Genomic DNA, 19,668 nt, shown 5'->3' with positions numbered 1-19,668 from the left:
ACTTCATGTCTAAAGACACCACATCTGAACATCTGCGTGCGGAACTGAAAAACCTTGCTGACACCCTGGAAGAAGTACTGAGCAGCTCGGCGGATAAATCGAAAACCGAGCTGGACAAACTGCGCAGCAAAGCGCGCGGCGCGATTGAAAGTTCGCGTGAGCGCCTGGGCGATTCCGGTGAGCGCATCGCGCAATCCACGCGTGAAGCGGCAGAGAAGGCCGACGAGTATGTGCGCGATAATCCGTGGCACGGCGTAGGCATCGGTGCAGCTGTCGGTGTCCTGATCGGCATCCTGATCTCACGTCGTTGATATGAGCGATAGTCAGAGCCACGGCCCAGGCAAAGGGGTCTTCAACATCGGTCAGCGCGTCGTCACTACCTTAGTGAGTATGGTGGAAACGCGCGTCCGTCTGGCGATTGTTGAGCTAGAGGAGGAGAAAGCCAATCTGATTCAAATGCTGATGATGGTTGGGTTGACGATGCTGTTTACCGCTTTTGGTTTAATGAGCCTGATGGTGCTGATCATCTGGGCGGTGGATGCGCAGTATCGGCTGATGGCGATTGCCATTACCACCGCCGTGCTGTTTGCGCTGGCGCTGATCTTTGGTGTGTGGACGCTGTATAAGTCACGCCAGTCAACGTTGCTGCGGCATACCCGCAAGGAGCTGGAAACCGATCGCAGCTTGCTGGAGGAGCATCGCTCATGAGCCGTCGTGAACGTGAAGCACGCATTCATGAACTGTTGAATCAGGTTCAGCAGCAGCGATTGGATCTCAGTGCTGCACGCCGTGACTGGCTGGATGGCACCGCTTACTACGATCGCGGCTGGCTAACGTTTCTCAGCTTACGCCGCTATCTGGCAATTGGCAGCAGCGCGCTGGCCATCTGGTCAATCCGCAGTCCTAACCGTATTTTGCGCTGGGCAAAACGCGGTTTTGGTCTTTGGAGTACCTGGCGCATGATTAAATCCACGCTCGAACCTCGCTAACGCCTTCATTTGAAACCGGATCTAAAAAATCCGGTTTTTCTTTATCAAAATCCCTGAACAACATTGACAGTTTAACTCGCTTACAACTGTTGCAACCTGCGACTATCATCTTCCTCCATCAGCCCAACGAATTGCGACCTGCGATTCAGCGGGATCAAAACCTTGCAGGCCAACAACCTGCTTCTTAATTCTTGTTGGAGTAAATGATGAAAAAATTCGAAGACTCAGGCCTGCTGCTGGCACGTGTATTAATGACCATTCTGTTCATCACTGCGGGCTGGGGCAAAATCACCGGTTATGCCGGTACCGCGCAATACATGCAGGCGATGGGCGTCCCGGGCTTCTTATTGCCGCTGGTTATTCTGCTGGAGTTCGGCGGCGGTCTGGCAATTCTGTTCGGTTTCCTGACGCGTTTCACCGCACTGTTCACTGCGGGCTTCACTCTGCTGACTGCGTTCCTGTTCCACAGCAACTTTGCTGAAGGCGTTAACCAGCTGATGTTCATGAAAAACCTGTCCATCGCCGGTGGTTTCCTGGTGCTGGGTCTGGTAGGTCCAGGTGCTTACAGCATCGACCGTCTGATTCGTGCTCGTTTCGCACCAGCAGCCGCACGCTAAGCACACAAGCGCTGCCAGAACACATATACTGATTTGCAGGGGCGGGGATTTTCCCCGCCCTTTTTCTTTATGGAGGGCTTATGGGACAACTGATTGACGGTGTATGGCATGACACCTGGTACGATACGAAGTCAACCGGTGGCCGCTTCAAACGCACAGAAGCAGTCTGGCGCAACTGGATCACCGCAGATGGCAGTGCTGGCCCCACCGGCAAGGCGGGTTTCGCTGCCGAGCGCGATCGCTATCATCTTTATGTTTCTCTTGCCTGTCCGTGGGCACACCGCACGCTGCTGATGCGCCAGCTTAAAGGGCTGGAAGAGATGATTTCCGTCTCAGTGGTGCATCCATTGATGCTGGAAAACGGCTGGACCTTCGACGACGATTTCCCGGACGCAACCGGCGACTCTCTGTATCAAAACGAATTCCTCTATCAGCTCTACCTGCACGCCGACCCGCAATATACAGGCCGCGTGACCGTTCCGGTGCTGTGGGATAAAACTCAGCACACCATCGTCAGCAATGAATCGGCTGATATCATCCGTATGCTCAACACGGCCTTCGATGCACAAGGTGCCCGCGCCGGAGATTATTATCCGCCGACGTTGCGCGATAAGATCGATGAGCTGAACGGTTGGATTTACGACACGGTGAACAATGGCGTGTATAAGAGCGGATTCGCGACCTCGCAGGCGGCCTATGATGAATCAGTCACCGCGCTGTTCCATTCGCTGGCGCGACTTGAGCAGATCCTCGGCCAGCATCGCTATCTGGCTGGCGATCGCCTGACGGAAGCGGATTTGCGTTTATGGACCACCTTAGTCCGCTTCGACCCGGTGTATGTCACGCATTTCAAGTGCGATCGTCACCGCATCAGTGATTACCGCAATTTGAGCGGCTTTCTGCGTGATATCTACCAGATGCCGGGCATCGCCGATACGGTGAATCTGCCGCATATTCGCCATCACTATTACTGTAGCCACAAGACCATCAACCCGAGCGGCGTAATTTCGCTGGGCCCGGCGTTTGACTGGGATGAGCCACACGGCCGCGGTTGAGGTTAGTGGGGATCATTGCGTTCAACACACTCCTTTTTTAAGGAGTGTGTTGTGCAGGTTTTAAAAGGTGGAATACGAGGTGAACCGCCTGACACTCCATTTCTTCATGCGCGTTAGCCGCTAAGTGTCAGGCCGATGTGCCCACTTTTAAGCAAACTTAATCAGCACCATCCCAGCAATCAGCAATCCCACCCCTAACCAGCCGATGCGATTCAGACGTTGACCAAACAGTACCCAACCAGCCGCTACCGTTGCCACCAGACCAAAACCACCCCACAGTGCATAAGCCACTGAGAGATCGATCCCTTTCACCGCTTGTGACAACGCACTGAATGCCCCCAGCACCGCGACCAGTGAGAGCAGGCCGTAAATGACACGGCGGAAACCATCGGAGTATTTGAGAAAGATATTCGCGACGATCTCCAGCCCAATCGCCAGTGCAAGCCAGGCAACGTGCGCCGCATTAAACGTGGCCATGTTGCAGCTCCTTGCGTGTCAGCGTGCCAGATTTGATTAGCGCAATTCCCGCCACCAGCGTGATTAAGCCCGCCACCTTCATCAGCGATAAGGGTTCATCGAACAGCGTGACGCTGAACAGGGTGATAAACAGAATGCCGATACCTTCCCACATCGCATAGGCCACGCCTAAAGCGATACGTTTTACGGCGAAAGACAGGAAAATATAAGAGAGCGCAATCATCACCAGCATAAAAATAAAACCCGCGTTGTCGTCATTGACGCTGGCCCATTTCATAGAGAGCGTGCCGGTTATTTCAGCCAGGATAGCTAAAACCAATAAAAGCCAATAGCGCATACTTTCTCTCCTTAAGAGAAATAAAGAACTATCACGCGAAATAAACGCATGTGAAATTTTAAGAATATTTTTAAATAAGGAGAGTGTGGCGCTAAAGCGCGAAGCGCCAGTGCTGGTCGCAGATCGAGCAGTGGAAGAGTGCAGGAAGGTCAGTAGAAATAGCCATCATTGGGGCGAATATTTTGTCCATAATTTTACAACTTATCCACGTTGTTGCTTTTCGTCGATGTGGATGAATAATTGTCCTCGGTAGTGAAACACGCGCCTATTCTGGCATAAGGTTTATTTTGTTATGCGGGATTTTCATTTCTTTACGCTTTGGCATTTTTTATTCTCTGCGAACGAGAATTTATTTTAATTATTGTTATGCCGCGTTCTTTTCATAGAGAGTGGAGTGGACAGTCATTCATCTTGCCGCCGTACGCCAGATAGCAAAAACCCCTCCGGAGCGGTTTTTTTCCATAAAGAAGTCGAAACTGAATGATAAGCCGCGTTCTTTTCATAGAGAGTGGAGTGGACAGTCATTCATCTTGCGCCGTACGCCAGATAGCAAAAACCCCGCCGGATCGGTTTTTTTCCATAAAGAAGTCGAAACTGAATGATAAGCCGCGTTCTTTTCATAAAGAGTGGAGTGGACAGTCATTCATCTTGCGCCGTACGCCAGATAGCAAAAACCCCGCCGGAGCGGTTTTTTTCCATAAAGAAGTCGAAACTGAATGATAAGCCGCGTTCTTTTCATAAAGAGTGGAGTGGACAGTCATTCATCTTGCGCCGTACGCCAGATAGCAAAAACCCCGCCGGAGCGGTTTTTTTCCATAAAGAAGTCGAAACTGAATGATAAGCCGCGTTCTTTTCATAAAGAGTGGAGTGGACAGTCATTCATCTTGCGCCGTACGCCAGATAGCAAAAACCCCGCCGGAGCGGGGTTTTCACATGAAAAAGTCGAAACTGACCGATAAGCCGGGTTCTGTCGTGGACAGTCATTCATCTAGGCCAGCAATCGCTCACTGGCTCAAGCAGCCTACCCGGGTTCAGTACGGGCCGTACCTTGTGAACCCCTATTTGGCCTTGCTCCGGGTGGAGTTTACCGTGCCACGAACTGTTGCCAGCCGCGCGGTGCGCTCTTACCGCACCCTTTCACCCTTACCTGATCCCATTACTGGGCCATCGGCGGTTTGCTCTCTGTTGCACTGGTCGTAGGCTTGCGCCCCCCAGGCGTTACCTGGCACCCTGCCCTATGGAGCCCGGACTTTCCTCCCCTCTGCCCGTCTCCCCCGAAAGGGACGACGACAAAGCGGCGACTGTCTGGTCAGCTTCGGCGCGGGATAATAGGCGATCCGCCCGCGTTTGTCACGCCTCTTGCTGCTCCAGCGCGTACTTATACAGGGCGTTCTTCTTAACGCCATGAATTTCCGCCGTTAACGCAGCGGCTTTTTTCAGCGGCAGCTCAGTTTGCAGCAACGCCAGGGTTCGCAACGCTTCGGCAGGCAGCGCTTCTTCATCGGCCTTGTGCCCTTCAACAATCAGCACCATCTCGCCTTTGCGACGGTTTTCGTCTTCCAGTACCCAGGCCAGCAGTTCGCCCACCGGCGCGCCCTGGATGGTTTCCCAGGTTTTGGTGATTTCACGCGCCAGCACCACATAGCGATCGGCACCCCATACGCTCACCATATCTTGCAGGCTATCGATCAAACGGTGAGTAGATTCATAAAAAATGAGGGTACGTGGTTCATTCTCAAGGGAGCGCAGCACATCGCAGCGGCCTTTGCTCTTGGCGGGCAGAAATCCTTCGTAACAGAAACGATCTGACGGTAACCCCGCCGCGCTTAATGCTGTAATCGCCGCGCAGGCACCCGGCAACGGAACCACGCGCACACCTGCTTCACGGCAGCGACGCACCAGATGATAGCCCGGATCGTTGATTAACGGCGTGCCCGCATCAGAGACCAGCGCTATGCTCTGGCCTTCTTGCAGCTTGGCTAACAACACTTCTGCTTTCTGTTGTTCGTTGTGGTCGTGAAGTGCGAACAGTCGCGCATTGATGGCGAAATGTTGTAGCAACAGCCCGGTATGACGTGTATCTTCCGCTGCGACCAGATCGACGCTCGCAAGCACCGTCAGCGCACGCTGCGTGATATCACCCAGGTTACCGATCGGGGTAGGAACGATATAGAGCGTGCTGGCAGAAATCTCTGCCCGATCGAGTTGTTTCATTGTTTCATCCGAATTGCCGATTTAATATTGAGCATCTAGAAAAAAACATCACTGGATACAGTATGCTTCCTTCAAAAGTCGTACGTCATAAAGCAGGACGCTTTGTACCTGTTCTTCTCGCTGGACTGATTTTAGCCGCCTGTAGCGGCCAGGGACCGCAGCAAACCTCCAACGTCAATATTCAGGGGCCTGCTACTGGCCGGTCTGACTATTATCTGCAGCAGGTGCAGCAAAGCAGCGATGATAGCAAGACCGACTGGCAATTACTTGCCATCCGTGCCCTGTTGAAGGAAGGAAAGTATCCGCAGGCTAACGATCAGATCTCGCAACTGCCACAGCAACTCTCTGCAGTGCAGCAGCAGGAGCTGCAATTACTGCGCGCGCAGATGCAGATTGGTCAGCAGGATTTCGGCGGCGCTCAGCAGACGCTGGGTCAGGTGAAGACTGATGGCCTGTCTCAGGATCAGCAGGTGCGCTACTACGCACTGCAAATCGCTGCGGCGCAAAATCGCCCTTCACTCGCGCTCTTACGCGCCTATATTGCTCAGGAGCCGTTGCTGCAAGGCGCCGACCACCAGAGCAATATTGACGCCACCTGGCAAGCTCTGACGCAAATGACGCAGGATCAGCTGAACAGCCTGGTGATTAACGCCAATGAGAACACCCTGCAAGGCTGGCTGGATCTGCTCAACACCTGGCATACCAACAGCCAGGATCCGCAGATGCTGAAAGCGGCGATCAAAGACTGGCAGACACGTTATCCGCAAAACCCGGGTGCGAAAACATTACCAACTCAGCTTAGCCAGGTGCAAAACTTCACCAAAGCCTCGACCAGCACCATCGCGCTACTGCTGCCGCTGAATGGCCAGGCACAGGTTTTTGCCAATGCGATTCAGAAAGGTTTTAACGATGCCAAAAATGGCGTGTTAACTGCACCAGCCCCGCAACCCGCCCCTGCTGCTACCGCGGCAACCGATGCCAATGGCCAGCCGTCAGCACAACAGCCTGGCGACGCGAACGCACAACAGCCTGCCGATGCTAACGCTGCCGCTAACGCAGTTGTCAGCCCGGCCATGGCAGGTAATATGCCGCCACAGACCGAACAGCCGCAGCCCGCAGCACAACCGGCGACTACGGCGGCTCAGCCGGACAGCAACGCTCAGGTTAAAGTTTATGACACCAGCAGCCAGCCGATTGCCCAGGTGATGCAGCAGGCGCAGCAGGATGGCGCGACTATCGTGGTGGGTCCACTGCTGAAAAACGACGTGGAATCGGTGGTGAACAGCCAGACGCCACTCAACGTGCTGGCGCTAAACGAGCCAGAACAGATCCAGAACCATCCGAATATTTGTTATTTTGCGCTTTCTCCTGAAGACGAAGCGCGCGATGCCGCGCACCATATCTACGAGCAAGGCAAACGCCAGCCATTACTGCTGGTACCGCGTAGCAGCTATGGCGATCGCGTCAGCAAGGCGTTCGCACAGGAGTGGCAGAAACTTGGCGGTTCCACCGTACTGCAACAGCGTTTCGGTGGCGTTTCTGAGCTGAAACAAGGTATTAATAGCGGAGCGGGTATCGCATTGAGTGGCACGCCGCTGACGGTTGAACAGCCGCAGTCTGCCGCCGTGGCTGTTGCGGGCCTGACCATTCCAGCGCCGCAAACCACCCCGCCAGCGCCAACGACCGATGCCAGCGGCGGCAGTGTGGATGCAGTGTACATCGTGGCCAGCCAGGACGAGCTGCAACTGATCAAGCCGATGATTGCGATGCGCACCAGCAGCCGCAACAACATCGCACTGTATGCAAGCTCACGCAGTGCGCAGGCGGGTGCCGGTCCAGACTTCCGTCTGGAAATGGATGGCCTGCAGTTCAGTGATATTCCGCTGCTCTCCGGTAACAATCCGGGTCTGATGCAGCAGGCGGCGAAGTCGTTTAACAACGATTATTCGCTGGTTCGCCTCTACGCGATGGGCATTGATGCCTGGACGCTGGCGAATCACTTTAACCAGATGCGCCAGGTGCCTGGTTTTGCCATTGATGGCAACACTGGCAAACTGAGCGCCGACACGGATTGCGTGATCAACAGGAAGTTGGCATGGAACCAGTATCGTCAGGGACAAATCGTTCCAGTGCAGTAAACCGCCAGCGCATTGGCGCTGAGCAGGAGCAGCAGGCGCGTGGCTATCTGGAGCGCGCCGGGCTGCGATGGGTTGCCAGCAACGTGCGTTGCCGCAGTGGGGAAATTGATCTCATTATGCGAGACGCCGATTGCTGGGTGTTTGTCGAAGTGCGCTATCGACGCGATGCGCGCTACGGCGGTGCCGCCGCCAGCGTGACGCGCCAGAAACAACAAAAGCTGCTGCGTACCGCTGCATGGTGGTTGCTGGCACGCGGCGGCAGTTTTGATACGGTGAATTGCCGTTTTGACATCATTGCCATTACCGGGCGTGAGCTGGAATGGCTGCCCGATGCCTTTAATGCCGATGGATAGAACCAGGTGGTCTTGTGCAGGACAGAATTAAAGCGTGTTTTACCGAAAGTATTCAGACTCAAATCGCCGCTGCGGAGGCACTGCCGGATGCGATTTCTCGCGCCGCTATGACGCTGGTGCAGTCGCTGCTGAACGGTAACAAAATCCTGAGTTGTGGTAACGGTGCTTCATCGGCCAATGCTCAGCATTTTGCCGCCAGTATGATTAACCGTTTTGAGACCGAGCGCCCCAGCCTGCCTGCGCTGGCACTGAGCGCCGACAATGTCATGCTGACGGCGATCGGCAACGATCGTCTCCACGATGAAGTTTATGCCAAGCAGGTTCGCGCGCTTGGTCAGGCCGGTGATGTGCTGCTGGCTATTTCAACCCGTGGCAACACCCGCGATATTGTTAAAGCGGTTGAAGCTGCGGTGACTCGCGATATGACTATCGTCGCGTTGACCGGCCATGATGGCGGTGAGCTGGCGGGCCTGTTGGGTCCGCACGATGTGGAAATTCGCATTCCGTCACATCGCAGCGCACGCATTCAGGAGATGCATATGCTGACGCTGAACTGCCTGTGTGATTTGATTGATAACACTTTGTTCCCACACCAGGAATGACTGAAGGAGCTCAAATGAAAGCATTGAACGCTGTCGCCATTCTTTTAACCGCCATGATGCTGCAAGGCTGTGTTGCCGTTGTGGCAGGCGGCGCCGCTGTGGCGACCAAAACCGCAACGGACCCGCGCACCGTCGGTACGCAAGTGGATGATGGTACGCTGGAACTGCGTGTCAGTAACGCACTGGCTAAAGATGAACAAATCAAAAACCAGGCGCGCGTCGTGGTCACCGCTTATCAGGGCAAAGTGCTGCTGACCGGTCAATCGCCATCGGCTGATTTGGCGAGCCGCGCCAAGCAGATTGCCATGGGCGTGGATGGTGCCACCGAGGTGTATAACGAAATCCGCACTGGCCAGAAAGTGAGCCTCGGCACGTCATCATCCGATACCTGGATCACCACCAAAATCCGCTCACAGCTGCTGGGTAGCGATCAGGTGAAATCATCGAACGTGAAAGTGACCACGGAAAACGGTGAAGTGTTCCTGCTCGGTCTGGTGACACAACAGGAAGCCACTGCGGCGGCCGATGTGGCCAGTCGTGTAAGCGGTGTGAAACACGTAACGACCGCGTTCACCATCCTGCAGTAATCTGCATCTGACGGGCGCAGTCAATTGCGCCCCGACCACAGACAAGGGCAGCCTCAGCGGGCTGCCTTTTTTTATGCCGGTAAATCGATGACGAGAGCACGTAGCGGCGTTTTCGCCTGCAACGTAATCTGCTGTTCTTCACTCAAGAACGCGCCGTCACCGCAGCTCAGTAACTCCTGATTGGCGCTACTTGCCTGCAGATCCAACGAACCGTGGATAGATTGCAGATAGGCACGAGGGCCGTTCAGTTTCACCATATGCTGCTCACCGGGTGCGAGTATCACCTGATGGACCCAAACTTGCTGACGCAGTTGCAGGCTGCCATCCACGCCGTCTGGCGAGGCCAGCAAGAAACGGGTCTGCTGCGGCACAGCGATTTTCTGCAGCAGCGGATTCTCTCGATCCGGGCAGGCCGCCAGCCACAGCTGCATGCGTGTTAGCGGGTGATCTTTGCTGATGTTGATTTCGCTGTAGTTCACACCCTGACGTGCCGACAGCAGCATGGCCTCGCCTTCCCGCGCGACCAGGTGATTACCTTCGCTGTCGCGGTATTCTGCTTCGCCCTGCAACACCAGGTTCAGCACATCCACCTGCGGATAGCTGCGTGGCTGGAACGCCGCACCGGGTGCCAGCACTTCCTGATTAAGCACACGCAATGAGGCGTAGCCCATTAATTTCGGGTCAAAATAGTGGCCAAAAGAGAAGCTGTATCGCGCCTGCAACCAACCGAAATCGGCCTGGCCACATGCTGACGCGCAGCGGGTTGTCATCATGATTTACCTCCGACGCACTGCGGTGAGATTCGACCACAGGCTTTATACGTTAATGGTAAAAGGCTGGACGCCGGATTGTTAGCCAGTTAATCTGCCTGGCATATTCAAATTTACTGACAGAGAACCGGCATGGCAAAAGACCGCGCGTTAACCCTCGAAGCTTTACGTGTGATGGATGCTATCGACCGTCGTGGTAGCTTTGCTGCGGCAGCCGATGAACTGGGCCGCGTTCCCTCTGCATTGAGCTATACCATGCAGAAACTGGAAGAAGAGCTGGACGTGGTGCTGTTTGACCGCTCCGGCCATCGCACCAAGTTCACCAATGTCGGGCGTATGCTACTGGAGCGTGGGCGCGTGCTGCTGGAAGCGGCCGATAAACTCACCACCGATGCCGAAGCGCTGGCTCGCGGTTGGGAAACCCATCTCACCATTGTGGCCGAAGCACTGATCCCCACCAATCTGCTGTTTCCTGTCGTTGAAAAGCTGGCTGAGAAAGCCAACACGCAGATTTCGCTGGTGACGGAAGTGCTGGCCGGTGCCTGGGAGCGTCTTGAACAGGGCCGCGCGGACATCGTGATAGCGCCTGATATGCATTTCCGTGCATCAACCGAGATCAACACCCGTAAGCTCTACAGCATTATGAGCGTCTACGTGGCCAGTCCGGATCACCCGATTCATCAGGAAGCCGAGCCGCTGTCTGAAGTGACGCGCGTGAAGTATCGCGGCATCGCGGTGGCGGATACCGCGCGCGAACGCCCGGTGTTAACGGTGCAGCTGCTGGATAAACAGCAACGCCTGACGGTGAGTAGCATGGACGATAAACGCCGAGCGCTGCTGGCAGGATTGGGTGTCGCCACCATGCCTTATCCGATGGTGGAACAGGATATCGCCGAAGGCCGTCTGCGTGTTGTGAGTGCCGAATACACCCGTGAGGTGGATATCATTATGGCATGGCGTCGCGATAGCATGGGTGAAGCCAAAGCGTGGTGCCTGCGTGAAATCCCGCGGTTGCTGGCGAAGCAGCGTAGCTGATTAAGACCAGGCCGGCATAAATACTGACTCTATCCCAACAGTGTAGCGGGATATTCATCGCAAACATCATGAGCCGGGATGCGTGCCGGACGTTGTAGTGCTGGCTTCATCCGGCCCTGGTTTACCATCACATCCGGCTCAGACAATCGATCGCCACCGCTTTAAAGCTGACGAAATCCGCGCAATCGCGCAATCGGGTCATCGCCCGCTCGCGCAGGAAAGTAACGAACAGATCGTAAATCGCCATCGCCTCTTCGTATTCGCTTTTGCTGATCGCCAGCAGGAAAATCACCGAAGCGGTTTCATCACCCCAGCTCACGCCATGCGGCGCCAGCACGGTATACACCACGGTTTTCTTCGCCAGCAATCCCAGTGAGTGTGGCAGCGCAATGCCTTCGCCGAGCAGGGTGCTGACAATCGCTTCTCGCTCTTCGACGGAGGGATAAAAGTCCGCATCCACACAGCCTTCTGACTCCAGCTGATCGCACAACACGCGGAACAGCGCGGATTGCGTCATCGGCTTATCCAGCACCATAAAGTGCTGTGCATCGAAGTATTTTTCCAGCATGTAAGGCCGTGTGCGATCCACCAGCACCAGCTTACCCAACTGCTCCAGCTGGAACTCGGTCGGGAACGGCGACATCACCGCAATCGGTTTATTCTTCTCACTCAAACGCACGGTGGAAATCACGAAATCTTCGTCAATGTGTTCGCGCATCTCGTAATCACGCTGCGACAAACGCGCCGTGACCACCAACTGCGGGTATTTACGCAGCAGCAGCGCTTCAATCATGCGCAGTGTGGAGTTGCCGCTGTCGCACACCAGCAGCACCTGCGGATGGCGTTGATAGCCGACATCGTAATGCCGCTCTAGCCCGACACCGATGTGCAGCACCAGAAAACCGATTTCGTTCTCGCTGATGCTGTACGGCGTGTACTTTCCCCAGCTGGTGACCGCCGCCAGCGTCACGTCATACGCCATCGGATAGTGCTGTTTGATGTTACTCAGCAGCGGGTTGGGGATGTGAATCTGGTAGCGCACCCGGGTAATCATAGTTTTGATATGGGTGAGCAGATCGGCCCGCAGCTGCTCATCCTGCTGCAAGCGGTAGTTGTAATGGGTGTTGATGTAGTTCAGCAGGTAATCGACTAACGCATCGGCGTCATCAGCATTAATGGTGCTGGGCGACAGCGCCTGAATCTGCCGGGCGGCGATATTGACGCGCAGCCAGTTCTCTTCCGCCTGCGAGATCGGTTTGCCGACCAGCGGATGCATCAGATTCACCAGATGATGCGCGGCTTCGCGCACCTCATCACCGACATCTTCTGCGCCGGGATCGTTGAGCGGGAAACCTTCGCTGATGCGTCGCACCGCCACCGCACAGTAAATTTGCAGATAGCGCTCGCCCTCATCGCTAAGGCGAATCGCGTGCTGATTAAAGCAGTGCTGCAGCAGCGGCTCCAGCTGCGCCAGGATGCCGCTGTGCAGCGCTTCCACCGTCAACAGCGGGCTGTCGGGCATCTCCTGATCAATTTGCCACAGCAAATCCGTCAGGCAGGTGCGGATCGCCGCTTCGCTGCCGAACAACTTCATGCCGTAATGCGGCTTGGTTTCGATATTCAGATGATAGCGGCCAAGCCATTCCCGCACCTCCGCCATGTCGCTTTGCAGAGTGGCACGGCTGACAAACCACTCTTCCGACAGGTCTTCAAGCTTGAGTGAATAGGCGGCGGTGAGAAAACGCGTGAGCAAATAGCGTACGCGATCCTGAGAAGTGCGCGGCACGCGCAGCGGCGCGGCGCTCTCTTCCTGCAGACGGTCAAAAAGCGCCACATCGTCGATCTTCAGCTGATATCCCGCGCCGCGCGCCAGTACGAACTGTGCGCCGTGTTGCTCCAGCAGCGCATTCAGCGCGGTGATATCGGTGCGCACCGTGCGCGTTGAAACTGAAAAGCGGCGCGCCAGTTCATCCTGTGGCAGCGTTTCGTTTTGCAGCGCAGCGAAAAGTTGGGCCAGACGCTGATTGGGAAATCTCACGGAGCTTCACCTGTGACTCGTTTGTTACAGCAGTTTCTTGCACGTTGCCAGAAGCTGACGCACATCGTCAATGCGCGTGTCGCCAGTGGCACTGTCGATGATCGAACTATAGACGTGTGGAATCACTTTGCTGACGCCCGCATCGAGTGCAATCTGCACAATGGCTTCGAAGTTATTGAGATCGATGCCGCCGGTCGGTTCCAGCCAGAAGTCGTGACGCGCACAGGCTTCAGCAACGGCACGGTACTCATTCACCGCTTTTAAGCCGCCCATCGGGAAGTATTTCACCGAACTGCCCCCCATGTCCTGCAGCATGGCGATGGCGCTGTCGATCGGCACAATCGCATCTTCCAGTTGCGAGCTGCGCGGTCCGGTGGAGATTTTCACCAGGCCCGGCGTGCCGGTTGGTGAAATCAAACCGTTGACCACGGTGTGATGCTGCCCGAGCAGCGCGCGGCTGGTCGCCACACCGGTAAACACCTGGTTCACGTGCTGCGGTTGCAGCACCGCTGAGATCTCACTCACCATCGCCGACTGATTCGGATCGCCCGCGCCCAGTCCGACGGACAGCGCGTTGTCGATCAGTGCCGCGTACTCACGCATATCGGCAATCGCTTCTTCATTGCTCGCGTAATTTTTTGATAAGACGCCCACCAGCACGTGGCCTTCTGCGGCCTGCCAGATCTCTTTGGCGTTCTGCTTAGAACCGGCCAGCACGTTGAGGCACAGACGGCCCTGATAGAAATTCGGGTTCAGACTCATGCGCGTTTTCCTCCACTGAGTAACGCCTGGATACGGCTAAAGATAATATGCAGCTGATCGGTGCTGACGCTGCGCACATCGGCTTCGATAATGCCTTCATTGGCTTTGTAGCCACGGAAGTAGATGGCGATGTCGCCGGTTTTCAGCGCCTGCACCAGCTCACCGGTTGGCCATTGAGTGACAGCTTCATCGAACTTGATCTCGGCACGGGCGATATCTCGGCCCGCCGCATCCCATACCACGCGTGCAGACACACCATTGATTGTGTTGAGGTTATCGATAAACGGCGTCATGTTGGCTACCATCTCAGCGCCGGTGGTTTTCGGCTGCACCAGATAGTTTTCAATCGCCTGCGTCAGACCAAGAATGCCCTCTTTACCGACTTTCATCGCGCGGCCAATGCCGTTGCTTTGACGTTTTACCCACTCAACGTACTGGGTGCGGCCAATCACCAGACCGCTGGTCGGCCCTTCAATCGCCTTGGCACCGCTGTAGATCACCAGGTCCGCGCCCATCTGGTAGTAGCACTGCAGATCTTCTTCTGCCGCCGCATCCACGATTAACGGGATACCGTGTTTACGCGCGACTACCGCCGCCTGCTCCACACTCAGGTGGCTCTTCTGCACGCAGTGGTGTGATTTGATGTAAAGCAGCGCCGCCGTGGTTGGCGTGATGGCCGCAGCCAGCTGTTCTGGCGAACATTCGTTGCTGTAGCCGGCTTCCACCAGACGTCCGCCGCCCAGCGCCACCATCGCACCCACCGGCGCACCGAAGTTCACGTTATGGCCTTTCGGCACCACGATATCGTGCGGCACGGTCAGCGGCGCGGCATGCAGGTTGTCCAGCAGCCAGTCGTTATCTTTAACGATCACCGCCGCCACGCTCTGTGCGATGCCCGCAGAGGCGCAGGAGACCACCACCGCGCTCTCGACATCCAGCAGTTTAGCGATATACGCGCCGGTTTTATTGACCAGATCTTTGATCTCGAAATAGTGATTCAAACCGTAGCTGACGGTCTCGACCACATCGGCAGAAGGCGTTGAAACACCAAGAATGGTCATACGACCGGAGGCATTGATGACCTGTTTCAGGTCATATTTTTCATAAATCGAAGACATGATTAGCTTTCCCTTCATCAGTCAGATGCCACTTACCCGCGATAACCACGGCCAGCGGCAGCAAATGTTGCTCACCCAAAACCCGTTCGCCTTCAGCATCAACGAACGGGCGGGCTTCCTCTTTGACGGTAAAAATGGTCAGGTCGGCGTCATAACCTTCGGTTAAGCGCCCTTTGCCCGCTAAGCGCAGGCCAGCCGCGGCATTACCGGTGACGCAGTCGATAACCTGCGGCAGCGTCATGCCAATGCTGAAGAATTTCGACATCACATGCGCCAGGCTGTGTACCGGGCCGTTGATGCGGTTGCGACAGTAAATGTCCGAGCTAATGGTGTCGGGCAGAATACCCTGCGCGATGGCCTGACGGGCCACTTCAAAGCTGAAGCTGGCGCTGCCGTGACCGATATCCAGCTTCACGCCGCGCGCGATGGCATTTTTCACCGCGGCTTTCAGTTCGCCCTGCGGCGACAGAATGCGGTTGGGTTTGCCGTTGAAGCAGTGAGTGATGATGTCACCGGAGGTGAGCAAATCGGCGATCTCTTCCAGCACCGGCGGGTTGTTGCCGATGTGCACCATCAGCGGCAGATTTCCCGCCGCCTGTTGAATGGCTTTGGCGCGAATCAGCGGCTGAATGCCATTTTCACCCACCACGCTGCTGCTCATGCGCGCTTTTAATCCCACGATAAAGTCCGGGCGACGTTTCACCGCCTGCACCACCGCATCACCGTCGATCTGCGTCATATCGGCCAGCTCATTCTGGGTGATGATGCCGGTACGTGAAATGTTGATCAGCGCGCGCACTTCGGTGGTGGCGGAACGGGTGAGCTGATAGAAATCGTCGATATGATCCGCGCCGGTGCTGCCTGCATCAATCACGGTAGTGACGCCCTGCGCCATCCCAATCGCATCGGCTTCATCGTGATAAATCGGGGATTTGGGATAGCAGTGCACGTGGCTGTCGATCCAGCCGGCGCTGACGTAATAGCGCCCCTCTAAATCGCGCTCCTGCTGAGCTGAACCGTTGACATCGCCGACCGCAGCAATCTTGCCGTGCTGGATGGCGATATCCACCAGCTGTTCGTCGCACAAACGCGCGCGGCGCAGAATCAGATCAAACATATTTACTCCTTAACAACCTGCATTCAGCCCGGTGCGCATCAATACGCACCCTACGGAATTTGCATCACATCTGTGTGGGGTCATCAATGCGCCTCCACACAGAATGCACTGTTCAATCGTAGGGTCGCCGTGAAGGGCGACCGTTAAATCGGAAACAGCTTTACAGCGAAACCGGGAACATTGCGCCTAACGCCATGGCACCTAAAATCGCGCCACCGGTGATCGGTTTGTTCCACAGATAAAACAACAACGCACCCACCAGCGAACCGATGCCAATCGGAATCGATGCCGCCATCGCCGACAGGATAATCAACGGCCCAAGGAAGCGGCCGGAGGCATTACCTGCGCCCATCATCACGTCCGCACCGTAGGTGGAATCGCTCTGATTGATGGTGAACTTACGCGCCAGGATAATCAGATAACCGATCGCTAAACCCACCACCAGACCCGTTGCCAGTGATGCGGCAAAGTTCGCCACCGGGAACACGATGCCTGCACCGAGCAGCAAAGCCGGAACGCCCAGCCCGACACCGGTTTGAATCGCACCGCCAATATCCAGAATCCCGACCAGCGAACCCTCGATGATGCGGGCAAACAGGAAGCTGGCACCAAACGCCGCCACCGCACCATACACGCCGGTTTCCATGCCGGAACGCAGCATCGAAACAAACGCCACTTCGTTAAACGCGCCAATGCCGTACAGGTAGTACATGTGCGTACCGGCAAACACCCCGGCGGACAGCAGGCCAACAAAGATCGGGAACGACCAGTCGGCATACCAGAACCCTTTGTTTTCAGTCTCGTTCATGCTCGAGGCTCCTTATTTGCCGCTCAGGCTGTTGTGAATCATGTCCAGCCAGCCAGGAATGCCAAGTTGGAAGGATTGCAGCAGTTTCATGTCGAAACCACGGAAGAAGCCGCTCAGAGCGAACAGCAGCACAATCGCGAACATCATCACTTTGGTGACTTTGTTCCAGCCGCTCTCTTCGACGCCTTTACCAATCAGGATACCCAGCACCAGACCCGGTACGGCATTGCCCATGATCAACTGCGCCAGACCACCAAAGATGGTCGCCCAGAAACCGGATTTCTTACCGGCATCTATCGCTGCCAGCCAGAAGATCACCGGCATTACGGTGTTGACCAACAGGTTGGCCGCCGGCACCAGCACTTTAACCGCCGTAACCTGCAACGCTGCAGGCACCGCAGAAGCCGTACTGTTAAGGAACGCCACCACGATCATGCCGATGATGCCGCAGGCAATCGCCATGCGTTTCGGGTTGTGCAGGGTTTCCGCGACGTTACGATTTTTCACCATCAACGCAGCCGCGCCCCAGTTGGGCAGAATGCGGTGGTCAACGTCCTGTGTGAAGGAGCCTGCCGCCACAGACGATGCCCAGGCGTTAAAGAAGAAGCCAAGACCAAAGGAAAAGTGCGATGCAGGATCGCCTTCACAGGAATTGAGTTCACCCAAGGTACGAAACGCGCCCATACCCTGGGTGGTCGGTGCGTGGAACATGCGCGCTGCGCCCGCTCCTACCCCAACGCCAACCAATCCACCAATGATCAACGACTTAAACAAAATGATTAAAAACATGTTGTTGTACCCTTTGTTGTCGTTTTTATTTCGTCGCGATGAAATCCACCTTGTCGGTGTCGATCACGGTGACGCTGACGGTAATCTCCAGCTCGACGCTGTAATTCCGTCGTTCGCGCGCCAGAAAGAAGAACAAGAACTTCTCTGTGCGTACGCTCTCCTGCGCGCGCAGCACCCGCACATCTATGGGTTCAATGCGCAACAGAATCTTTTGGCTGGTGCGCAGCACTTGCTGCTGCACCTTGCTCAGTGCATCGGAAAAGGCTTTCGCTTTGCTGTCGCCTTTGCCCTGCACCGTTATCTGCGTCTCGTATTGCTGTTTCATGCTTAGCTGCCGTGTTTTTTATTCCAGGCCTGCACCAGACGTTCACCCAGCTCTTCTTTATCCATAAAGCCAAAGCCCAGCACGGTGGCGCCTTCGTTGATGGCGGTCACGCCTTCATCAATCGAACGCATACCGTGTTTGGCTTTGTAGCCATATTTGTTCTGTGCAGTGATGGCACCCGCGCCGCCGCTGCCGCAGAAGGAGATGCCGAAATCGGCGTTTTCCGCTTTCATCACATCGCCCAGCTTCATATCCGCTGCGACGCCCGGCACCACCACGGCACGGCCGCCTGCTTTCTCAATACCGGCTGCGACTTTCTGACCTTTACCCAGACGATCACCAATCACGACTGTTACCATGTTCAATTCCTCTCGATTTATGCTTCGTTGGATTTCGCCACTTCGATATGCACCGATAACAACCAGGCTTCTTCTTTGGGCAGATTGCCAAACAGATCGACCACCTGCTGTGCCAGCGCCATGGTTTCTGGCGAGATATCTTCAAACAGTTCGGCTTCCACTTCCGGCAAGGCTTCTCCCGTGAGGGAACGCGCTGCCATCGCCCGTACATGCGAGGCCAGCATTTGCTGCTGCACGGCATTGGCTTCGATGTGGTGCGCGGCGTAGATCGCCGCAATCTGCTTCAACGTGTTATCCGCCAACGCCTGAATGGCTTCTGGCGTACTCGGTTTCAGCGGGACAGCTTCACTCCTCACCTTGCTACTCCTGTTTACTGCGGATAATTAGAGATAATTCGCGTTAGAAAGAAATTACGCTTTCCGCTTCAGGCTGTGGAGACGCATCTTTTCCACCTCAAAGTGGAAATCCCACGGGCGTGTGTGCGCCAGATCGCACTACGCATGAAGTGTGCGAAACAGGTCACAAAAATGCGGGTTATGCCGGAAATCGATGCGTTTAAACGGAGGGAATGCGAGAGGAGATAAGGCCAGCCCCAGGGCTGGCCGGGTTATCAGCGGAATTTCTTATGGTTGGCGTTACGAATATCTTCCAACTTCTTCGCTTCAGTTTTGGCTTCGTCGAGCTTGTTGGCTTTCGCCAACTGATCAACGACATCAATCTGCGCAATCAGAGAATCGAGACCGGCGTGATAATCCTTAATCTGGGCGCTATCGGCAGCCTGACCTTCCAGTTTTTCCGGCGTGGATTTTTTAGCATCCTCCGCCGCCTGGCGCATCTTGCCGAGCGCGGTTTGCATTTCCTGAGCATCAGAGGTTTTCTTCACCACGCTCAGGCCATCTTTCAGGGTATCCATATCACTCTTCAGGTCAGCGGCGAATACGCTAGCCGAGGAGAACAACAGCGAGAGAGACAACATTGCAATCACATGCTTACGCATAAATATTCCTTATTTCCCGTCATATTTCAGGTTCCAGACACGTTGGCTACGCTCACTCACCTCAGTCACTTACTGATGTAATGTCCTGAGGATTCATTCACTTGCCGCCTTTCTGTCACGCGAATTATTAAGGGGTATCATTGTCGGGCTAAAAAAAAAGCAGCCTTGCGGGCTGCTTTCA

At 55.4% G+C, this 19,668-nt stretch carries 24 protein-coding genes and 1 other RNA gene; 10 read left to right on the top strand and 15 right to left on the bottom strand.

The genetic code is table 11. The features are described 5' to 3' along the window. Nucleotides 1-5 precede the first annotated feature (5 nt). From QMZ65_RS19130 to QMZ65_RS19110, 5 genes are all read left to right on the top strand, one after another. A complete protein-coding gene (locus QMZ65_RS19130) occupies nt 6-311 on the top strand; it encodes an ElaB/YgaM/YqjD family protein (protein WP_034829194.1) in 306 nt (101 codons plus the stop codon). Nucleotide 312: 1 nt separating this feature from the next. Continuing rightward, nucleotides 313-708 (top strand): phage holin family protein, encoded by a 396-nt coding sequence (locus QMZ65_RS19125; RefSeq protein ID WP_045814842.1) that lies wholly within the window; start codon nt 313-315, stop codon nt 706-708. Beyond that, the gene (locus QMZ65_RS19120) at nt 705-989 is read left to right on the top strand and encodes a YqjK-like family protein (RefSeq protein WP_160833722.1); all 285 of its coding nucleotides are present in this window, start codon (nt 705-707) and stop codon (nt 987-989) included. Before QMZ65_RS19125 ends, QMZ65_RS19120 begins: the two co-directional genes overlap by 4 nt. A gap of 206 nt (nt 990-1,195) precedes the next feature. Next, complete coding sequence (locus tag QMZ65_RS19115; RefSeq protein ID WP_034829198.1) at nt 1,196-1,606, top strand: DoxX family protein; 411 nt, start codon at nt 1,196-1,198, stop codon at nt 1,604-1,606. 80 nt (nt 1,607-1,686) lie between these two features. Then, nucleotides 1,687-2,661 (top strand): glutathione S-transferase family protein, encoded by a 975-nt coding sequence (locus tag QMZ65_RS19110; protein ID WP_097119528.1) that lies wholly within the window; start codon nt 1,687-1,689, stop codon nt 2,659-2,661. A 147-nt stretch (nt 2,662-2,808) separates the two neighbouring features. Here QMZ65_RS19110 and mdtI read toward each other — a convergent pair whose 3' ends face one another. The 4 genes from mdtI to rsmI form a co-directional block, all read right to left on the bottom strand. Beyond that, a complete protein-coding gene (gene mdtI, locus QMZ65_RS19105) occupies nt 2,809-3,138 on the bottom strand; it encodes a multidrug/spermidine efflux SMR transporter subunit MdtI (RefSeq protein WP_160868600.1) in 330 nt (109 codons plus the stop codon). Further along, on the bottom strand, nt 3,125-3,475 hold the full coding sequence (gene mdtJ, locus QMZ65_RS19100) for a multidrug/spermidine efflux SMR transporter subunit MdtJ (RefSeq protein ID WP_034829204.1): 351 nt from the start codon (nt 3,473-3,475) through the stop codon (nt 3,125-3,127). Before mdtJ ends, mdtI begins: the two co-directional genes overlap by 14 nt. Before the next feature lie 940 nt (nt 3,476-4,415). Further along, an RNA gene (gene rnpB, locus QMZ65_RS19095) (RNase P RNA component class A) lies at nt 4,416-4,792 on the bottom strand. Nucleotides 4,793-4,825: 33 nt separating this feature from the next. Beyond that, complete coding sequence (gene rsmI / locus QMZ65_RS19090) at nt 4,826-5,689, bottom strand: 16S rRNA (cytidine(1402)-2'-O)-methyltransferase (RefSeq protein ID WP_034829205.1); 864 nt, start codon at nt 5,687-5,689, stop codon at nt 4,826-4,828. 62 nt (nt 5,690-5,751) lie between these two features. Here rsmI and QMZ65_RS19085 point away from each other — a divergent pair, with 62 nt between their 5' ends. From QMZ65_RS19085 to dolP, 4 genes are read left to right on the top strand one after another with little or no spacing between them, the layout of a single operon-like run. Next, on the top strand, nt 5,752-7,827 hold the full coding sequence (locus QMZ65_RS19085) for a penicillin-binding protein activator (RefSeq protein WP_283216509.1): 2,076 nt from the start codon (nt 5,752-5,754) through the stop codon (nt 7,825-7,827). Next, the gene (locus tag QMZ65_RS19080; RefSeq protein ID WP_097119518.1) at nt 7,785-8,180 is read left to right on the top strand and encodes a YraN family protein; all 396 of its coding nucleotides are present in this window, start codon (nt 7,785-7,787) and stop codon (nt 8,178-8,180) included. Before QMZ65_RS19085 ends, QMZ65_RS19080 begins: the two co-directional genes overlap by 43 nt. Before the next feature lie 14 nt (nt 8,181-8,194). After that, complete coding sequence (gene diaA / locus QMZ65_RS19075; RefSeq protein ID WP_034829211.1) at nt 8,195-8,782, top strand: DnaA initiator-associating protein DiaA; 588 nt, start codon at nt 8,195-8,197, stop codon at nt 8,780-8,782. Between the two features lie 14 nt (nt 8,783-8,796). Next, nucleotides 8,797-9,369, top strand: a complete 573-nt coding sequence (dolP, locus tag QMZ65_RS19070; RefSeq protein ID WP_283216508.1) for a division/outer membrane stress-associated lipid-binding lipoprotein — start codon at nt 8,797-8,799, stop codon at nt 9,367-9,369. A 71-nt stretch (nt 9,370-9,440) separates the two neighbouring features. On the opposite strand, the gene QMZ65_RS19065 is transcribed toward dolP, so the two are convergent. Next, complete coding sequence (locus tag QMZ65_RS19065) at nt 9,441-10,142, bottom strand: pirin family protein (RefSeq protein WP_160833726.1); 702 nt, start codon at nt 10,140-10,142, stop codon at nt 9,441-9,443. 129 nt (nt 10,143-10,271) lie between these two features. Here QMZ65_RS19065 and QMZ65_RS19060 point away from each other — a divergent pair, with 129 nt between their 5' ends. Beyond that, a complete protein-coding gene (locus tag QMZ65_RS19060) occupies nt 10,272-11,174 on the top strand; it encodes a LysR family transcriptional regulator (protein WP_038644506.1) in 903 nt (300 codons plus the stop codon). A gap of 127 nt (nt 11,175-11,301) precedes the next feature. Here QMZ65_RS19060 and QMZ65_RS19055 read toward each other — a convergent pair whose 3' ends face one another. The 10 genes from QMZ65_RS19055 to cybC form a co-directional block, all read right to left on the bottom strand. After that, nucleotides 11,302-13,212, bottom strand: a complete 1,911-nt coding sequence (locus QMZ65_RS19055) for a BglG family transcription antiterminator (RefSeq protein ID WP_211728490.1) — start codon at nt 13,210-13,212, stop codon at nt 11,302-11,304. Between the two features lie 24 nt (nt 13,213-13,236). Beyond that, nucleotides 13,237-13,974, bottom strand: a complete 738-nt coding sequence (gene dagF / locus QMZ65_RS19050; RefSeq protein ID WP_097119514.1) for a 2-dehydro-3-deoxy-phosphogluconate aldolase — start codon at nt 13,972-13,974, stop codon at nt 13,237-13,239. Beyond that, complete coding sequence (locus tag QMZ65_RS19045) at nt 13,971-15,092, bottom strand: DgaE family pyridoxal phosphate-dependent ammonia lyase (protein WP_097119512.1); 1,122 nt, start codon at nt 15,090-15,092, stop codon at nt 13,971-13,973. Before QMZ65_RS19045 ends, dagF begins: the two co-directional genes overlap by 4 nt. Then, nucleotides 15,076-16,209, bottom strand: a complete 1,134-nt coding sequence (locus QMZ65_RS19040) for an amidohydrolase/deacetylase family metallohydrolase (RefSeq protein WP_211728488.1) — start codon at nt 16,207-16,209, stop codon at nt 15,076-15,078. The genes QMZ65_RS19045 and QMZ65_RS19040 overlap by 17 nt, the downstream gene beginning before the upstream one ends. 160 nt (nt 16,210-16,369) lie before the next feature. Continuing rightward, on the bottom strand, nt 16,370-17,017 hold the full coding sequence (locus QMZ65_RS19035; protein WP_034829224.1) for a DUF4310 family protein: 648 nt from the start codon (nt 17,015-17,017) through the stop codon (nt 16,370-16,372). Nucleotides 17,018-17,029: 12 nt separating this feature from the next. Continuing rightward, a complete protein-coding gene (locus QMZ65_RS19030) occupies nt 17,030-17,806 on the bottom strand; it encodes a DUF4311 domain-containing protein (RefSeq protein WP_034829226.1) in 777 nt (258 codons plus the stop codon). Nucleotides 17,807-17,831: 25 nt separating this feature from the next. Then, nucleotides 17,832-18,131 (bottom strand): DUF4312 family protein, encoded by a 300-nt coding sequence (locus QMZ65_RS19025; RefSeq protein ID WP_097119508.1) that lies wholly within the window; start codon nt 18,129-18,131, stop codon nt 17,832-17,834. Between the two features lie 2 nt (nt 18,132-18,133). After that, the gene (locus tag QMZ65_RS19020; RefSeq protein WP_009087404.1) at nt 18,134-18,490 is read right to left on the bottom strand and encodes an SFCGS family glycine-rich protein; all 357 of its coding nucleotides are present in this window, start codon (nt 18,488-18,490) and stop codon (nt 18,134-18,136) included. A 17-nt stretch (nt 18,491-18,507) separates the two neighbouring features. After that, on the bottom strand, nt 18,508-18,846 hold the full coding sequence (locus QMZ65_RS19015) for a glycine dehydrogenase (protein WP_034829231.1): 339 nt from the start codon (nt 18,844-18,846) through the stop codon (nt 18,508-18,510). A 254-nt stretch (nt 18,847-19,100) separates the two neighbouring features. After that, nucleotides 19,101-19,487, bottom strand: a complete 387-nt coding sequence (gene cybC / locus QMZ65_RS19010) for a cytochrome b562 (protein WP_038644492.1) — start codon at nt 19,485-19,487, stop codon at nt 19,101-19,103. Nucleotides 19,488-19,668 lie beyond the last annotated feature (181 nt).

This window comes from Pantoea sp. EABMAA-21, from assembly GCF_030053335.1.
GTDB lineage: Bacteria > Pseudomonadota > Gammaproteobacteria > Enterobacterales > Enterobacteriaceae > Pantoea > Pantoea communis.
Note: the sequence above shows the minus strand (reverse complement) of the source record. Positions and strands in the feature narration are given on the sequence as shown.